At 74.6% G+C, this 15,444-nt stretch carries 12 protein-coding genes; 7 read left to right on the forward strand and 5 right to left on the reverse strand.

The annotated features are described in order from the left end of the window. Positions 1 to 46: 46 nt before the first annotated feature. The 4 genes from WMF20_RS21365 to WMF20_RS21380 are packed head-to-tail and all read left to right on the forward strand — an operon-like array spanning position 47 to position 3,689. A complete protein-coding gene (locus tag WMF20_RS21365) occupies positions 47 to 910 on the forward strand; it encodes a bifunctional 5,10-methylenetetrahydrofolate dehydrogenase/5,10-methenyltetrahydrofolate cyclohydrolase (RefSeq protein ID WP_437616338.1) in 864 nt (287 codons plus the stop codon). Positions 911 to 912: 2 nt separating this feature from the next. Then, the gene (locus WMF20_RS21370) at positions 913 to 2,190 is read left to right on the forward strand and encodes an alpha/beta hydrolase (RefSeq protein ID WP_437616340.1); all 1,278 of its coding nucleotides are present in this window, start codon (positions 913 to 915) and stop codon (positions 2,188 to 2,190) included. After that, positions 2,187 to 2,939: a class I SAM-dependent methyltransferase gene (locus tag WMF20_RS21375; RefSeq protein WP_437616342.1), complete on the forward strand. Its 753-nt coding sequence runs from the start codon at positions 2,187 to 2,189 to the stop codon at positions 2,937 to 2,939. The genes WMF20_RS21370 and WMF20_RS21375 overlap by 4 nt, the downstream gene beginning before the upstream one ends. A gap of 9 nt (positions 2,940 to 2,948) precedes the next feature. Next, positions 2,949 to 3,689, forward strand: a complete 741-nt coding sequence (locus tag WMF20_RS21380) for a hypothetical protein (RefSeq protein WP_437616344.1) — start codon at positions 2,949 to 2,951, stop codon at positions 3,687 to 3,689. A gap of 71 nt (positions 3,690 to 3,760) precedes the next feature. Here the strand turns inward: WMF20_RS21380 and WMF20_RS21385 are convergent, their stop codons facing one another. The 3 genes from WMF20_RS21385 to WMF20_RS21395 form a co-directional block, all read right to left on the reverse strand. Then, positions 3,761 to 4,399 carry an ATP-binding cassette domain-containing protein gene (locus WMF20_RS21385; RefSeq protein ID WP_437616346.1) on the reverse strand — a complete coding sequence of 213 codons (639 nt, stop codon included), beginning with the start codon at positions 4,397 to 4,399 and terminating at the stop codon, positions 3,761 to 3,763. After that, positions 4,399 to 5,691, reverse strand: a complete 1,293-nt coding sequence (locus WMF20_RS21390) for a hypothetical protein (protein WP_437616348.1) — start codon at positions 5,689 to 5,691, stop codon at positions 4,399 to 4,401. The genes WMF20_RS21385 and WMF20_RS21390 overlap by 1 nt, the downstream gene beginning before the upstream one ends. Before the next feature lie 192 nt (positions 5,692 to 5,883). Further along, positions 5,884 to 9,288, reverse strand: a complete 3,405-nt coding sequence (locus WMF20_RS21395) for a hypothetical protein (RefSeq protein WP_437616350.1) — start codon at positions 9,286 to 9,288, stop codon at positions 5,884 to 5,886. Positions 9,289 to 9,879: 591 nt separating this feature from the next. Here WMF20_RS21395 and WMF20_RS21400 point away from each other — a divergent pair. From WMF20_RS21400 to WMF20_RS21410, 3 genes are all read left to right on the forward strand, one after another. Next, entirely contained in the window at positions 9,880 to 10,971 is a 1,092-nt protein-coding gene (locus WMF20_RS21400; RefSeq protein WP_437616352.1) for a DUF72 domain-containing protein, read from the forward strand. Positions 10,972 to 11,247: 276 nt separating this feature from the next. Then, entirely contained in the window at positions 11,248 to 12,813 is a 1,566-nt protein-coding gene (locus WMF20_RS21405; RefSeq protein WP_437616354.1) for a phytoene desaturase family protein, read from the forward strand. 265 nt (positions 12,814 to 13,078) lie between these two features. Then, positions 13,079 to 14,488 carry a hypothetical protein gene (locus WMF20_RS21410; protein WP_437616356.1) on the forward strand — a complete coding sequence of 470 codons (1,410 nt, stop codon included), beginning with the start codon at positions 13,079 to 13,081 and terminating at the stop codon, positions 14,486 to 14,488. A 44-nt stretch (positions 14,489 to 14,532) separates the two neighbouring features. Here WMF20_RS21410 and WMF20_RS21415 read toward each other — a convergent pair whose 3' ends face one another. Continuing rightward, complete coding sequence (locus tag WMF20_RS21415) at positions 14,533 to 15,036, reverse strand: hypothetical protein (RefSeq protein ID WP_437616358.1); 504 nt, start codon at positions 15,034 to 15,036, stop codon at positions 14,533 to 14,535. 224 nt (positions 15,037 to 15,260) lie between these two features. Then, positions 15,261 to 15,443, reverse strand: coding sequence for a hypothetical protein (locus tag WMF20_RS21420; protein ID WP_437616360.1), 183 nt, complete (start codon positions 15,441 to 15,443; stop codon positions 15,261 to 15,263). Position 15,444: the final 1 nt, after the last annotated feature.

A 15,444-nucleotide genomic window follows, 5' to 3' on the forward strand; every position in this document is an offset into this window, starting at 1 on the left:
GGGCCGCGCCCCCGGGGCGGCCGCGGCTGATCTAAGCTCCGCGGCCGTGGCAGCCAAGATCCTGGACGGCAAGGCGATCGCTCAGAAGGTCCGCGACGAGGTGCGGGAGGGGGTGGCGCGCTTCGCGGCCGCCCACGGCCGGCCCCCCGGCCTCGACGTGGTGCTCGTCGGCGAGGATCCGGCCAGCGTGAGCTACACGCGGAGCAAGGAGCGGATGTCGAACGAGGTCGGCATGCGAGGCCGGCTCCGCGCGCTCCCCGCCGGTACGACCGAGGCGGAGCTGCTCGCGCGCATCGCGGAGCTCAACGCGGACGACACCGTCGACGGGATCCTCGTCCAGCTGCCGCTGCCGCAGCACCTCCGCGAGCACGTCGCGCTCGACGCCATCGATCCCGCGAAGGACGTCGACGGCCTCCACCCGGTGAACGCGGGCCTGCTCGCGCTGGGGCGACCGGGCGGGCTCGCGCCGGCCACGCCGGCCGGCTGCATGCGCCTGCTCGCCGAGGCGGGCGTCCAGCTCGCCGGCGCCCGCGCGGTGGTGGTCGGCCCGAGCGATCTCGTGGGCAGGCCGATGGCGCAGCTGCTGCTCGCGCAGGGCGCGACGGTGGCGATCGCCCACGCCCACACGCGCGATCTGCCGGCGCTCTGCCGCGAGGCCGACGTCGTCGTCGCCGACGTCGGCAAGGCGAGGCTCATCCGGGGCGACTGGATCAAGGAGGGCGCCGCGGTGATCGACGCCGGCGCGAACCGCGACGACGCGGGCAAGCTCGTGGGCGACGTCGATTTCGAGGCCGCCAGGGAGCGCGCCGGCTGGATCACGCCGGTGCCGGGCGGCGTCGGCCCAATGACGATCGCCTCGCTGCTGGAGACGACGCTGCGCGCGGCGGAAGCGCGGGTCGCGAAGCGGTAGCCGTGGCCGCGCCGGGCAGGGTCGCGGCGATCGGGCGGGCGGCGGCGCGAGCGGGGCTCGCCGCGCTCGCCGCGCTCGCCGGCTGCGGAGACGCCGCGGAGGCCGGCGGCGCGCCGCGCGCGTCCGGCGCCGTGAGCGCGGGTGGGCACAGCGGCGGCGTGGGCGGGACCTCGGTCGAGGCGATCCTTGACGATCTGCGGGAAGACCGCGACGCGGCGCTGCTCTCGCACGCGGCGCGGACCGGCTGGCCCGTCCCGGTGGACGGCGGGTATCTCTTCGTCTCGACGAGCGCGAGCCTGCGCCTGCTCGCGGGCGATCACGACGGGTGGACCGGCGCCGAGATGACGCGCGACGCCGGCTTCCACTGGATCGTGCTGAACGTGCCCGCGGGCGCTCGCTACAAGCTCACGGACCGCGCCACATGGTCGGCCGATCCCTGGTCGCGCGCGATCACCTACGACGCGTTCGGCGAGATGAGCCTCGTCGCGCCCAGCGCGGCGCACCTCGATCGCCATTTCGGCGTGGGCGACGCGGCGATGGAGCCGCGCACCGTGCGCGTGTGGGTTCCGGAAGGGGACGTGGAGCGCGTCCTCTACGTGCACGACGGCCAGAACCTCTTCGATCCGGCGGGCCCGGCGGGCGGCTGGCACCTGCAGGATCACGCGCCGCCCGGGGTGCTCCTCGTCGGCATCGACAGCACCACGGCGCGCCTCTCCGAGTACACCCACGTCACGGATCGCATCGAGGACGGCGGCGCGCTGATCGGCGGGAGGGGCGACGCGTACGCCGACTTCGTGCGGGATACCGTCCGGCCCCTGATCCGGGCGCGCTACGGCGAGCCGGGTCCGGTCGGGATCATGGGCTCGTCGCTCGGGGGGCTCATCAGCTTCCACGCCGCCGACCGCCATCGGGGCGAGTACGCGTTCGCCGCGAGCCTGTCCGGCACCATGGGCTGGGGCAGCATCGGGGCGGGCGTGCGCCACGAGACGATGATCGAGCGGTACGCGGCGCACGCCGAGCCGGCGGCGGCGCTCTACCTGGACTCGGGCGGCGGCGGGGACTGCGTGGACGACGACGGCGACGGCGTCGAGGACGACGACCCGAGGGCGGCCGACAACTACTGCGAGAACCGCCAGCTGCGCGGCGTGCTCGCGAGGGCGCGGTCGCCGTACGTGGAGGGCGAGAGCGTGTTCTACGCATGGCACCCGGGGGCCGAGCACGACGAGGCGGCGTGGGCCGCGCGCGTGGCCGAGCCGCTCCGGATCTTCGAGGCGCTGTGACGCGGGATCTCGAGCCGGCGCCGGAGCCCCGCGGGCCTGCCACGGGCCTCGCTCCTGCCGGGAGCGCCGCGGCGTTCGTGGCGCGCGAGACCGCCGTGGCCAGCCCGCCGCTCGTCCCCGAGGTGAGGCTCCACCTCGCGACCGAGGTCACGCCGCTCTGGCACGCGACCGAGGCGGCGCTCGCGCGCGCGGGCGTGCCGCCGCCGTACTGGGCGTTCGCGTGGGCCGGCGGGCAGGCGCTCGCGCGGTACCTGCTCGACCGCCCCGCCGCGGTCGCGGGCAAGCGCGTGCTCGACCTCGCCGCCGGCGGCGGCATCGTCGCGATCGCCGCGGTCCTCGCGGGCGCCGCGCGCGTGAGCGCCGCCGACATCGACCCGTTCGCCGCGGCCGCGCTCGCGCTGAACGCGGCCCTGAACGGCGTCACCGTCGACGTGATCGCGGAGGATCTCACGGCGAGCGCCGCCCCCGGCGCGTGGGACGTCATCGTGGCGGGCGACATCTTCTACGAGCGCGCGATGGTCGACCGGATGCTCCCCTGGCTGCGGCGACAGGCCGCGGGGCCTGCGGACGTGCTCGTCGGCGATCCGGGGCGCGCCTACTGCCCCTCGGAAGGCGTCGAGGAGCTCGCGCGTTGCCTCGTCCCCACGTCGCTCGACCTGGAGGGGCGCGAGACGCGCGAGGCGCGGGTGCTGCGGCTGCTCCCGCTCCCCGGGGGCGCCGAGGTGGATTCAACCCACGATGGAGAATAGGGCCTCATCATGAGTCGATCGGCGATGATCTTCGCGGGCGTCCTGCTCGCCACCGGCTGCGAGCGCGGCGCCACGGCGCCTGGCTCCTCGTCGACGACGGCTGCGGCGTCTGGCGGCGAGCACGGGGCTCAGCCGCCCGCGGCCGCCGCCCCGGCGACCGCCCAGCCCGCGCCGCGCGCGTCGGCCCCCGACGCGGCGGCGGACGCCGAGCACCAGAGCGCCGCCCCGGAGGCGTCGGGCGCCCCTCGGATCGATGAAATCCGAAAGAAGTACGCGGAGATCCAGGCGGACAAAGGCCTGCAGACGAACGAGCTTCGCATGGCCTGCCCGGGTGGCGAGGGGCGCGCCGAGGTCCAGCTGCACCAGAAGAACGGCGCTGTCTCGAAAGCCGTGCTGAAGGACATCGCCGCGGGAGACGCCGGGTCCACCTACCAGTTCTATTATGACAACGGCCGGCTCATCTTCGCCCTGAACGACGCCTTTCCCTTCGGCGAGCCCGCGAAGACACGCCTGCTGCAGCGCAGGTACTACTACCACCAGGGCAGCCCGATCCTCTGCATGAGGAAGAGCGTGGAGGGCCCCTCCGACAAGGTCGAAGCGCTGCTGAACCAGGCGCCGAACGAGCCTGTCGACTGCTCCTTCGCGCCCAAGGTCGAGCGGCTGGCTTCGCTCGTGCAGAAGGGCGCAGCGGGGATGGACGAGCTGAAGAAGCAGCTCTGCCCGCAGCCGCCCCGGCAGACCGGCCGGTAGGCGCCGCCCGGCGCCGGTGCTCACGGGTCGCCAGCTCCCCGCGCCGGGCCCGCGCCATCAGCGCTTCCACCTCAAGGAGCGACCCCGGCCGCGCCGAGCCTCCCCTCGCCGAGCCAGCGCGGCGGATCGCCGAGCGCCGACGCGAGCGCCGGATCGTTCGTCGTGAGCAGGGTCGCCTTCCCTCCGGCGCGGCGCTCCGCGATGAGGTCCAGCACCACGCGCGCGCCGCCTTCATCGAGCCCGTTCGTCGGCTCGTCGAGCACGAGCAGCCACGGGTCGCCCACCAGCGCGGCGAGCAGGAGCGCGCGCTTGCGCTGCCCGAACGAGAGCCCGGAGAGGCGCTGACGAAAGAACGAGCCCGCGCCGATCCGCTCGACCCACGCGCGATCGAGCGGCGGCGCCTGCTTGAGCGCCGCCACGAGGGCGACGAGCTCGCAGACCTGCAGGTCGGGCAGCGCCTCGGTGGCGTCGGGCGCGTAGCCGAGGCGGCGCCGCGCCGCGACGCCGCCGCCGTGGACGGGATCGCCGCAGAGGACGACGGCGCCGCGATCGGGCTCCAGGAGCCCGGCGACGATCCGCAGCAAGGTCGATTTGCCGGCGCCGTTGCCGCCCATCACCACGGCCACGTCCGAGGGCCCGCAGCGGAGGTCGACGCCCGAGAGCACGTCCCTGCCCGCGAGCCGCTTGTGGATCCCCGTCGCCTCCAGCATCACCCCGCCCTCCTCTCCCCTGCCATGGCGCCGCGCGCGCGGCGCGGCGCGAGCCAGCGCGCGCCGGCGGGCCCCGCGAGCAGCGCGGCCGCCGGCGCCCAGGCCGCGAGCGCGATCTCGTCCAGCATCCACGCGGCCACCGTCGCCGCGACGACGGCCGCGAGCACCGAGAGGAGCACCCGGCTGCTGTCGCGGCCGTCCTGCCGCACGGACCAGCGCACGCAGCCGAGCGCGACCCCGGACAGGAGCAGCCCCGCGAGGCCCGCGCCGCCGAGCAGGCGCAGCGCCGCGAGGGGCGCCGCCCGGGTGAGCGCGGCGACCGCCGCCCCGTGCGCGAGCCCGAGGGCCACGAGCGGCGCGGCGACCGCGGCGGCGGCGGCGACCGCCCGGAGCGGGGCCGACGCGCCGCAGGCGTCGAGGAGCCACGCGATCCGCCGCTCCTCGCGCAGCACCGGGCCGGAGCAACCGGCGCCCGCGCAGAGCGCGAACGGCGCGAGCGCGACGAGCGACGCGCCCGCGAGCGACGCGTCCTCGAGCGGCTCGCTGCTCCGCGCCCACGCCGCCGCGGCGAGCGCGCCGAGCAGCGTGAGCGCCGCGCCGCGCAGGAGCACCGCGCGATGGCCGCGCAGGAGCGCCGCCAGGTAAGCGAGCGAGAGCGCGAGGAGCGCGCCGCCGCGGGCGGGCGCGGCCCGCGGGAGCAGCGGGAGCTCGCGGCCGGGCGGGAGCTCCGGGGCGCGGACGACGGCCCCGCGGAGCCCGAGGGCGAGCGCGGGCGCGGCGCACGCGAGCAGGAGCGGCGCAGGCGCCCCGAGCAGGATCGCGACGGCGAGGAGCGAGAGCGCCGCGAGCTCGCGGCCGCCGCGCGGCCGCGCGACGAGCATGCCGTGCGCCGCGAGCGCGGCGGCGCAGGCGGCGCCGCCGGCGAGCGGGCCGGCGCCGAACGCCCAGAGCAGCGCCCACGGGAGCTCGGCGACGGCGAGGAGCAGCGCGTGCGCGGCGAGCAGCTGGAGGCGCGGGACCGGCAGCGCGCGGAGGAAGAAGGTCGCCGGGGCGCGGAGCAGCGCGCGCGCCGCGGGCGTCCCGACGAGCAGCCACGCCGCCCACAGCGCGAGCCGGAACGGGAGCGACTGGCCCGCGAGGCCGGTGAGCTGCGCGGGGTGCATCCCGTTGCCGCCGAACACGACCGCGCCGACGACGCCGAGCCCCATGTAGAGCGGCATGGCGCGGGCGAAGGCGTCCTTGCCGGCCGTCGAGACCAGGACGCGCAGGACGAGGGCGAAGCGGCGCAGCACGTCAGGTGCTTTGTACCCGCGGCGGGCGGGCTCTTCCCACCGGAAACACGACCAGGGCCGCGCCACGCACGAACGCGACGAGGGGCCGTGGCCCCCTCGTCGCGACGATGTTCTACGGGGATGGATCCGGATCGGAGGCGCCGGCCGCGCCGGCAAGCGGGCCGGGGCCGCCGCGCGGCCCCGGCGCCGACCTCACCGGCGGGCGGGCTCGCGCGGGAGCGCGGCCGCCCTGGCGTCGAACGAGCAGGTCAGGCCGCAGGCGTTGTTCGCCGTGCCGACGCAGCGGTCGTCCCACGCGTTGTTGCAGCAGTACGGATCCTGCGCGCAGACCTCCGAGACGCACCAGTCGCACCCGGCGTCGAGCGCCACGCCGGCGTCGCACACGTCGTGGCTGCAACCGCAGGCGAGGCCGCACGCCGACGCCGCCTGGTCCACGCAGCGCGCGTCCCACGCGTTGTTGCAGCAGTACGGATCCGCCGCGCACACCGCCTGAGCGCACGGGTCGCACCCCGGGTCGAGCTCGTCGCCCGCCGAGCACAGGTCGTGGCTGCACGCCTGCGTGCAGGTCAGCCCGCAGGTGTTCGCCGCCTGCTCGACGCACGCGCGATCCCACGAGTTGTTGCAGCAGTACGGATCCGCCGCGCAAACGGCCTGAGCGCACGGGTCGCACTGCGAATCGAGCGCGCCCCCGGGCGAGCACAGGTCGTGCGCGCAGGCGTCCTGGCACACGACGCCGCAGGTGTTCGCGGCCTGCTCGACGCAGACGCGATCCCACTCGTTGGAGCAGCAGTACGGATCCGCCGCGCACACCGCCTGAGCGCACGGGTCGCACCCCGGGTCGAGCGGCGCGCCCGGGTCGCAGACCTCGTGCTCGCAGGTCGGGCACGACCCGCAGTCCAGCGAGCAGCTGCCGCAGTCCTCACCCTCGCCGCACACGCCGTCGCCGCAGGTCTCGGCCTCACAGGTCTCGCCGCAGATCGTCGTGACCTCGTTCACGCACGCGCCGTCCCACGCGACATTGCAGCAGAACGAATCGAGCTCGCAGATCGACGCGACGCACGGGTCGCAGGTCGGGTCGAGCGGGCCGCCCTCCTCGCACTTGCCGTGCGCGCAGGAGGTCGTCTCCTCGCCGATGATGCGCACGTTGTCGATGTACCAGCCCTCCATGTCGTTGAAGACCCCATCGATCGTGTCGAAGCTGAACGCGACGGTGATGCGCCGATCCGCGAAGGCCGCCAGCGACTCGAAGCGCGGCTCGAACGTGCCGTTGGTCGACGAGGTGGTCCTCGGGAACACCGCCACGTTGCCCGGATCGTCCACGTCGGTCACGACGATGGTCGCCGTGTCGTAGTACAGGCCGCCCTCGACCTGGATGAACTGGTCGACGACGAGGAACGGGCTCGACACGCCGGTCAGATCGATGACCGGCAGCGTCAGCGTGCCCGCGTTCGCCGTGCCCGTGTCGTAGGTGCCGGTCTCCTCCAGGCCGTACCAGAACGACCGATCGCCCTCGGACGCGCGGCGCGTGGTGATGTGCCACAAGCCGTCGCTGCTCCAGCCGCCCGAGTCGCCCTCGAAGCCCTCCGAGTACACCACGAGGCCGCCCTCGGTGGTGACCTGGACGTTGTTCGACACGGGCCCGACGTTGCCCGCCTCGTCGACGGCGCGCATGGCCACGTACACGGTCGCGGAGGGCGGCAGGCCCTCGATCTGCGCCTGCACCAGCCAGCCCGCGGGCTGCGCCGGGGGCGCCGACGTCAGCTTCGCGGAGGCGAAGTTGCTGTCGTCCAGCGGGTACAGCGCCCAGCGGATCTCGTACGCCGTCGGCGTGCCCTCGAGCCCGTCGTCGCCGGGCGAGGTGAACTGGACGACGGCCGACGTGGCCCCCGCGTCGATCGCGGTCAGATCGGTGACCTGCCCCGGCGGCGTGACGTCGGTGGTGAGCGCGAACGCGAGCCCGTGCAGCTGGGCGGAAGCCCAGAGGGCGCCCCAGTGGAGCGTCCCGTTCTCCAGGTCGCCGTCGTCGTCGTCGCGCAGGAACACCTCGCGCACGGCCGTCGGGATGTCGGGCGCGTTCGACGGGAAGGAGGGCAGCACCAGGGCACGGGCGAGCGCGTCGCCGGCCGCCTCGCCGAGCTCGCCGATCAGGTTGGCGCGGGCGTGCCACACGAAGCCGGCCCACGCCTGCCCGAGGTTGTGCGACTCGTCCCAGCCGCCCGGCGGATACACGTAGTCGTTGTCGCACGTGCGGATCAGCCCGCCGTCGTCGGTGATCCCCCCGCCGACGAGCGGGGCCTTGAGCAGCAGGCAAGCCAGCGTGTCGCCCCACCCCTCCGACAGGCCGCCGTCGTAGATCCCGCCGAACGTATCGTCGACGAAGTGGCCGTACTCGTGGGCGATCACGCTGTCGATCGCGGAGTTGTTGCAGCCGCCGCCCGACCGGAAGAAGTTGATGCTGATCGCGCCCGGATCGTAGTACGCGTTGCAGAAGTCGTTCAGGTTGACGTTGGTCGGCAGCGGCGCGCCGAGGGCGTCCGGCGCGAGGCCGTTCGCCTCGAGGAACGAGCGCGCCGCGTCCACGTAGCGATAGGCGGTGGTCTGCGCGATCTCCTGCTCGCCCGCGCCGGCCGACGAGAACACGAGGCCGACCCCTGGGGCCGCCGTCGCGGTGGCCACGAGGTTCGGCCCCGACACGTTCTGGACCGTCGCCGCGCGGCCGTTCAGCCTCGCCTGGAGGGGTGAGCCGAGCGGCACGTCGACGCTGAAGGCGCCGGCGGCGTCGGCGTGCACGAGGGTCCCGGGGCCCGTGACGCGCGCGTGCGGGAGGCTCGTCTGCGCGACGGCGCCGCCGGACGCGCCCGGGGCGCCGCCGCTCACCGTGAAGCCGGACACCGAGCCCGTCACGACCTCGAACACGCGGTCGTCGATCGTGAGGACCCGGCCGGTGGCGGGGCCGTTGGCGATCACGAGCACGCGCTCGTGACGGCCGGCGAGGCTGATGTCCCAGACCATCTGGAGCGCGCCGGCGATCGGGCGGATCACCCGCTCGGCCTTCGCCACGCGCGCGTCCGGCTGCGCGCGCAGGGCCGTCCGCGCGAGCGTGTGCGCGCGCTCCTCGCCGACCTTGTCCTCCGTGTCGACGACGGCGTCCTGATAGAGGTGGTGGCTCGACGCCGCCAGCTTGCTGCCGCCGTCTCGGTCGGCGCGCAGGGTCAGGTTCAGGTACGTGCCGAAGATCGGCACGCCGTCGCGGACCTGACGGTAGCTCACATGGCTGAGGGTCGCGCGGGCCGGAGTGCGCTCGACATGCTGGCTCGCGGTCTCGAAATCGCTCGCGGTGAGCGGGCCGAGCGCGACCTTCAGCTCGTCCTTCACCAGCGGCAGCACGTCGACGGCGTTCAGCGAGCGCGTGGGCGGAAGCGCGATGTTCCTGCCCTGGTGCATACGGCCGCCCTTCACCTCACGGCCGTACGTCTTGGCCGCCTGGGGGGGATTGCTGGCCGGAGCCGCGATGGACGAGGTGGTGTCCTCTCCGCCGCAGCCGGCCATCCCGAGCCCCAGAAGAAAGAGAGATACCAGTCCACGATAACTGCGCATTCATCCCTCCGATCGTACTTGATCAGGTTCGAATTAGGACAATGACGACCATGCAGCGGCCAGCCGGTCCGCCGCCGCGTCGACTCGCGATCTCGCACCCGCGCGCCCGGCGTCGGCCCGGCGACCGCGCGGCCGGCGGGCGGCGGCGAGCCGCCGTCTCGGGAGAGGCGGCGGCGCCATCGCTTGCGGTCTGCGATCTCCGCGGCTTGCTGCGCGCGTAAGAAAAGCGGCGTCGCTCGGAGGAGCGCCGCCCTAGTCTTCACCTCTGAGCGATTGCACGCGATGTACCAACGACGTCGCCCCCTCCCCCGCGCCGTGGCGTTCACGCGTTGGCGCCAAAATCAGAGCGTCGCTTGGCTCAGGCGAGCTGGCCAAACGCTGGCCGGCCAGCTGGCCGGCCGCGTCGCGACATTGCACCTTGCGTACTTGAGCAAGAAGTTGCGGTAGTTCCTGGAGAAACCGCGCCTCCCGCCGCGCGCACGCAGGCGGCGCGCGTCGGAAAGCTGCGGAGGGCCCGAGACGCGCGCGCCTCGCGCGCCTGCCGGCGCGGACGCGCTCCCGGTGGGCGGCGGAAGCAGTAGACTCGCCCGGGTGAGCCGCTCCCCCGGGCGCCGTGGCCCTGTCCCCTCGCAGCTCTCGTTGTTCGGTGAAGCGCCGCGGCCGGCCGCCGCCGGGGCGCCCGCGGCGCCGGAGCCCGACGCGATGGCCGCGGTCTACGACGACGCCGCCCGCCTCGCGGCGCGGCTGCCGGCGGGGCTGCACCTCGGCACGAGCTCGTGGAGCTTCCCGGGCTGGCAGGGCCTCGTCTACGCCCGGCGGCGGAGCACGGAGGAGCTCGCGCGCGACGGCCTCGCCGAGTACGCGCGGCACCCGCTGCTCACGACGGTCGGCATCGACCGGAGCTTCTACGCCCCCATCCCCGACAGCGACTTCCTTCGTTATAGAGCGCAGCTGCCGGGCGGCTTCCGCTGCGTGCCGAAGGCGCTGCACGCCGTCGTCTCCCAGACGCTCCAGCGCCCTGCGGCGCCGCCGGACGACGGCGAAGGGCGCGGCGCGAGCCGCGGCCGCGCCGAGCCGAACCCGGACTTCCTGTCGGTCCCCCTCTTCCTGTCGCGCGTCGCCGCGCCGATGCTCTCGGTCTTCCGGCCTCACGCGGGGCCGGTGCTGCTCGAGCTGCCCCCGGTCGGCCCGCCCCACCGGCTCCCGCCGCGCGCCTTCTTCGAGCGGCTCGACGCCTTCCTCGGCGCGCTGCCGCGCGAGCTCACCTACGCCGTCGAGCTCCGGGAGCGGGCGTATCTCACCGGCGAGTACAGGGAGATCCTCGGCGCGCACGGCGTCGCCCACACCTACAGCTACTGGCGCAACATGCCGTCTCCCGGCGCCCAGGCGGAGGTGGTGCCCGTCTCGAACGCGCCGTTCGCGGTCGTCCGGCTCTTGCTCAAGCCCGGTCGCCGCTACGAGGCAGAGCAGCGGCGGTTCCACCCGTTCGACCGGATCGTCGAGCCCGATCCCGCCATGCGCGCGGAGGTGGCGCGGCTCCTCTGCGAGGCCGCGGCGCTGCGCATCGAGAGCTTCGTGCTTGTGAACAACAAGGCCGAGGGCTCGGCCCCCCTCACCGTGCGCGCCATCGCCGAGGAGGTCGCCGCGGCGTGGCAGGGGTCCACCGCGGCCGCTGGCGGGTGATCCGACCGCGGCCGATCGCCCGCCGCGCTGCAGGAGGGCGCCGGCCGCCCGCCGCGCCTCGGCCGCCCGCCGCGCCCGCGGGAGGGCGCCGGCCGCCGCGCGCCGCGGCGGGAACAGGCTGGAAAGGCACCCCGCGCGGGCGGCCCCGGGGCCGGCGCGGCGCGCTCCTCAGGATTCCGGGGCGCGAAAAGGGCTCTCCTCGCCGCGTCATCCGTGCAACACCTCGCGCGCGCGCCGGCCGCGGCAGCGGACACGCACAGCGCTTGGAGGTGCCCAGTGAAACGCAGTGAAGCTCCGGCCCGCGCCGACGTCGTCATCGTCGGCGCCGGCCACAACGGTCTCGTCGCCGCCGTCCTCCTCGCCCGCCGCGGGCTCGACGTCGTGGTGCTCGAGGAGAAGGACGCCGTGGGCGGCGCGGTGAAGACCGAGCGCCCCTTCAAGAAGGCGCCGTCCCTGGGCGTCTCGAGCGGCGCCTACCTGCTCGGGCTCGCCCCGCCCGAGCTGCTCCGCGAGCTCGGCGTCTCGCTCCCCCTCCGTCGGCGCGATCCGCACTATTTCCTCCCGACGACCGACCGGCGCTACCTGCTCTTCGGCTCGGACCAGGCCGCGATGAAGCGGCAGTTCTTCGAGTTCTTCTCCCAGGAGGACTGGGACGCGAACAGCGCCCTCCAGGCCGAGCTCGCCGCGCTCCGCGACGACATCGCCCCGACCTGGCTCGAGGAGCCGCTCTCCATCGAGGAGACCGCGGAGCGCTACGTGCGGCCCGCCCTCCGGCAGACGTTCGTGGCGCTCTGCCGGGGCACGATCTCCGACTACCTCGCGCGGTTCTCCTGGAAGAGCGATCTCCTCCAGGCGATGTACGCCGCGACCGACGCCTTCTCGGGGCTCGCGGGCGGCTTCGACACGCCCGGCACCGGGATGAACTTCCTCGTCCACAACATGTGCCGCCTCCCGGGCGCGGACGGGACCTGGATGATCGTCGAGGGCGGGATGGGCACGGTCAGCCGCCTCTTCGCCGAGAAGGCGCAGGCCGAGGGCGCAACGATCGTCACCGGCGCCCGCGTCGCGCAGATCGAGTCGTCCGGGGGCGCCGTCTCCGGCGTGCTCCTCGACGACGGGACGCGCATCGCCGCCCGGGCGGTCGTCTCGAACGCCGATCCGTTCCGCACCCGCGCGCTGGCCGGCGGCGCGGCGATCGGGGCGGCGCTGTCGGCGCGGCTCGACGCGCTCGCGAAGGACGGCTCCACGCTCAAGGTCAACATGGCGCTGACCGGCCTGCCCCGGTTCACCTGCCTCCCGGAGGACCGCGGGCAGTTCGGGCCGACCATCCACCTCCTGCCGGACGAGGGCGTCGTGATGGACGTGCTGCGCCAGGCCCACCGCGACGCGATGAGCGGGCGTCTCCCCGAGTTCCCCGCGATCGAGTGGTACTTCCACACGCCGATCGACCCGAGCCTGCGCGACGCGGAGGGGCACCACAACGCCGCGCTCTTCGTGCAGTGGGTGCCCTACGCGCTCGCGAGCGGCGAGACGTGGGACCAGGCCGCCCCGCGCTACGTGAAGCACCTCCTCTCGATCTGCGACCGGTTCGCGCCGGGGATGAGCGACCTCGTGCTGGAGACGTTCACGCTGGCGCCGCCGGACATCGAGCGGCACTTCGGGATCACGCGGGGTCACATCCACCACATCGACAACGGCTTCGGCTTCGCCGATCGCGTGCCGTACCGGTTCGGGCTCGCCGGGCTCTACTCGTGCAGCGCCGGCACGCACCCGGCCGGGTCCGTGATCGGCGCCGCGGGGCACAACGCCGCCAAGGCCGCGCTCGCCGACCTCGGGAAGTGACCCGGGCGGCGCTCCCGGTCGCACTCCTGCCCGACCGGGCCCTGCACCTGCTCGGAAGGGGGTCACACCCCGTCGGACCGCTGCGACTTTGACGCGGCGGCGCATGAGAGACCGTGGTCGAGCCTCCAGCTACCCCGTCGTGGCGATCCTCACCGGACGGTGAATTTCGGTAAGCTCTACCGCATCTGTAGCGGGGAGCTGCCAACGCCTCTCATTTCGACACGACGACCACGCGCGGCGCAGCCGCCTCAAGGAGGGAATTCCGATGCTGGAGAGCCGATCACGATGCCTCTTGTCCGTGCTGTGCACCCTGGGGCTGGCGGGGTGCGCGATGGACGCGCCGGATCCATCGGGCGCATTGGAAGAGCAGGAACCTGCCGGCGCGTCGGCCGAGGCGCTCACGGCGAGCCCGGGCGAGCACCTCTGGAGCCGGCGGTTCGGGGGCGCGCTCGATCAGCTCGCGGAGGACGTCGCCCTGGATCCCCAGGGAAACCTCCTGGTGGTGGGGCGCTTTTCGGGGAGCCTTGTGCTCGACGGGCTCATGTTGACCAGCGCGGGCGGCGCGGACGTCTTCGCGGTGAAGATCAACGCGGGGGGCGTCCCTCTCTGGGGCCGGCGCTTCGGCGGCGCTGCCGACGAAGGGGCGACGCTCGCGGCAGTGGACGACCAGGGTGAGGTGGTGATCCACGTGGTGGGAAGTCAGCCGGTCGATTTCGGCGGAGGGCCGGTCGAGACCGCGTCTGCGGCGCTGGTCAAGCTCGATGCCACGGGCGGCCATGTCTGGAGCCGCAGCCTGGGCGCGGTCGCGACCGCGCTCGCGGTGGACGGCACGAGCCATGTCCTGGTGGCCGGCACCTACACGGAGCTCGCGGATCTGGGGCTCGGGCCGATGCCGGCGTTTGGCTCCGACATCTTCGTGGCGCGGCTCGACGCCGGCGGCACCACCCTCTCGAGCTGGCGCTTCGGGGCGGAAGGCAACCAGGTGGCGCGCGCGCTCGCCGCCGACAGCGCGGGCAACGTGGTCCTCGCCGGCGACTTCAACCCGCGCATTTTCCTCGGAGGCGAGGACCTCTATGCGCTTGGTTCCCGCAGCGCGTTCCTCGCAAAGCTCGACGCCGGAGGGTTCCACGTCTGGAGCCAGATGCTGCCGTCCGACAGCTGGTACAACTCGAGCGTCAACGCCCTCGCCATCGACGGCGCCGACAACATCGTCGCCACGGGCTGGGACGGCGGCGGCGGCGCGAGCGGCAGGGCGCTGAGCGTGTTCAAGGTGGCCCCCGACGGCGCGGTGCTCTGGAGCCGGTTCTACTGGGGCACACCCGCGGAGCCGGGAGATGATGCCGTCGGCGCGTGGCCCGGCAGGAGCATCGGGACGGACGCGGAGGGCAACGTGGTCGTGGCGACCGATCCGACCGGGATCAGCCCGTCGTCGGGGTTGACGATCGATCTCGGCGGAGGGCCGCTGCCGTTCGGCGCCCTCCTCCTGAAGCTCGATTCCTCGGGCAATCACGTGTGGAGTCGAAGCTGGGCCAGGACGTCCCGGCCCGAGCTCGCCGTCGCTCCTGGAGGCAGGGTGTTCGTCGGCGGCTCGTTCACGGGCACGCTGGACTGCGGCGGCTGGCCGCTGACGAGCGCGGGTGGATTCGACATGTTCCTGGCGAAGCTCGCCCCCTGAAGGGCCACTTCGCGCTCGGGTGGGTGACGCGGGTGCGACCGGCGCTACCCGCCGGCGCCCAGGTCCCCACCCGTGCCCAGGTCCCCGCCGGCGCCCAGGTCCCCGCCGGCGCCCAGGTTCCCGCCGGTGCCCAGGTCCCCGCCGGCGCCCAGGCCCCCACCGGTGCCCAAGTCCCCGCCGGCGCCCAGGCCCCCGCCGGTGCCCAGGTCCCCGCCGGCGCCCAGGCCCCCACCGGTGCCCAGGCTCCCACCGGTGCCCAGGTCCCCGCCAGCCCCGAGCCCGCCGGCACCGCCCAGCCCGCCGGCGCCCTGGTCGCCGGGCCCCGTTCCGTCGGTGCTCCGCCCGCCGGCGCCCTGCGCGCCGGCCCCTGATTCGGGGTCGCCGTCGCCGCTGTTCTGCCCGCCAGGAGGCATCGTGGGCGGCAACGAGGGCGGGCTCGGAGGCGGGAGGTCCGACGGCGATGGCTCGCTCACGCACGTCGCGCCGGCGAGCGCCGACAGGAGCAAAGGCAGCCGCAGGAACCGGCGCCGCAGGGGCATGGAGGACATCGAACGCATCGTTGCACCGTGCCTTTCTGATCGGGTTTCCGGACACATGGAGCGAGGGCGGTCGCATGCCCAGTGTCCCGGTGCCCGAGACGCTCCTCTGGCGCGCGACGTCGCTGCAGTGAGGGCGGCCCTCGGGCGTATGCTGCCCCACCGCGGCGCACCTCAACGACCCGGCCCTGGGCTGGTCGATCACCCGGCCGCGCGCACGACGCGTCCCTGCGCCGTCACACCACCGCGTGCGCGCACGGCGCACCCACATCCACGCCGACGGCGACACGAGCGCCCGGCCACGCCACGCCCCCGCGCAGCGCCCCGGCGCCCTCGGCCCGCGCCCCGGCGCCGACGACGCTGCCCGTCACGTCCACGCCCTCGGCCACGGACGCCCCCGGGCCGACGTAGCTCGGCAAG

It is taken from the genome of Sorangium sp. So ce834, from assembly GCF_051521425.1.
GTDB lineage: Bacteria > Myxococcota_A > Polyangia > Polyangiales > Polyangiaceae > Sorangium > Sorangium cellulosum_D.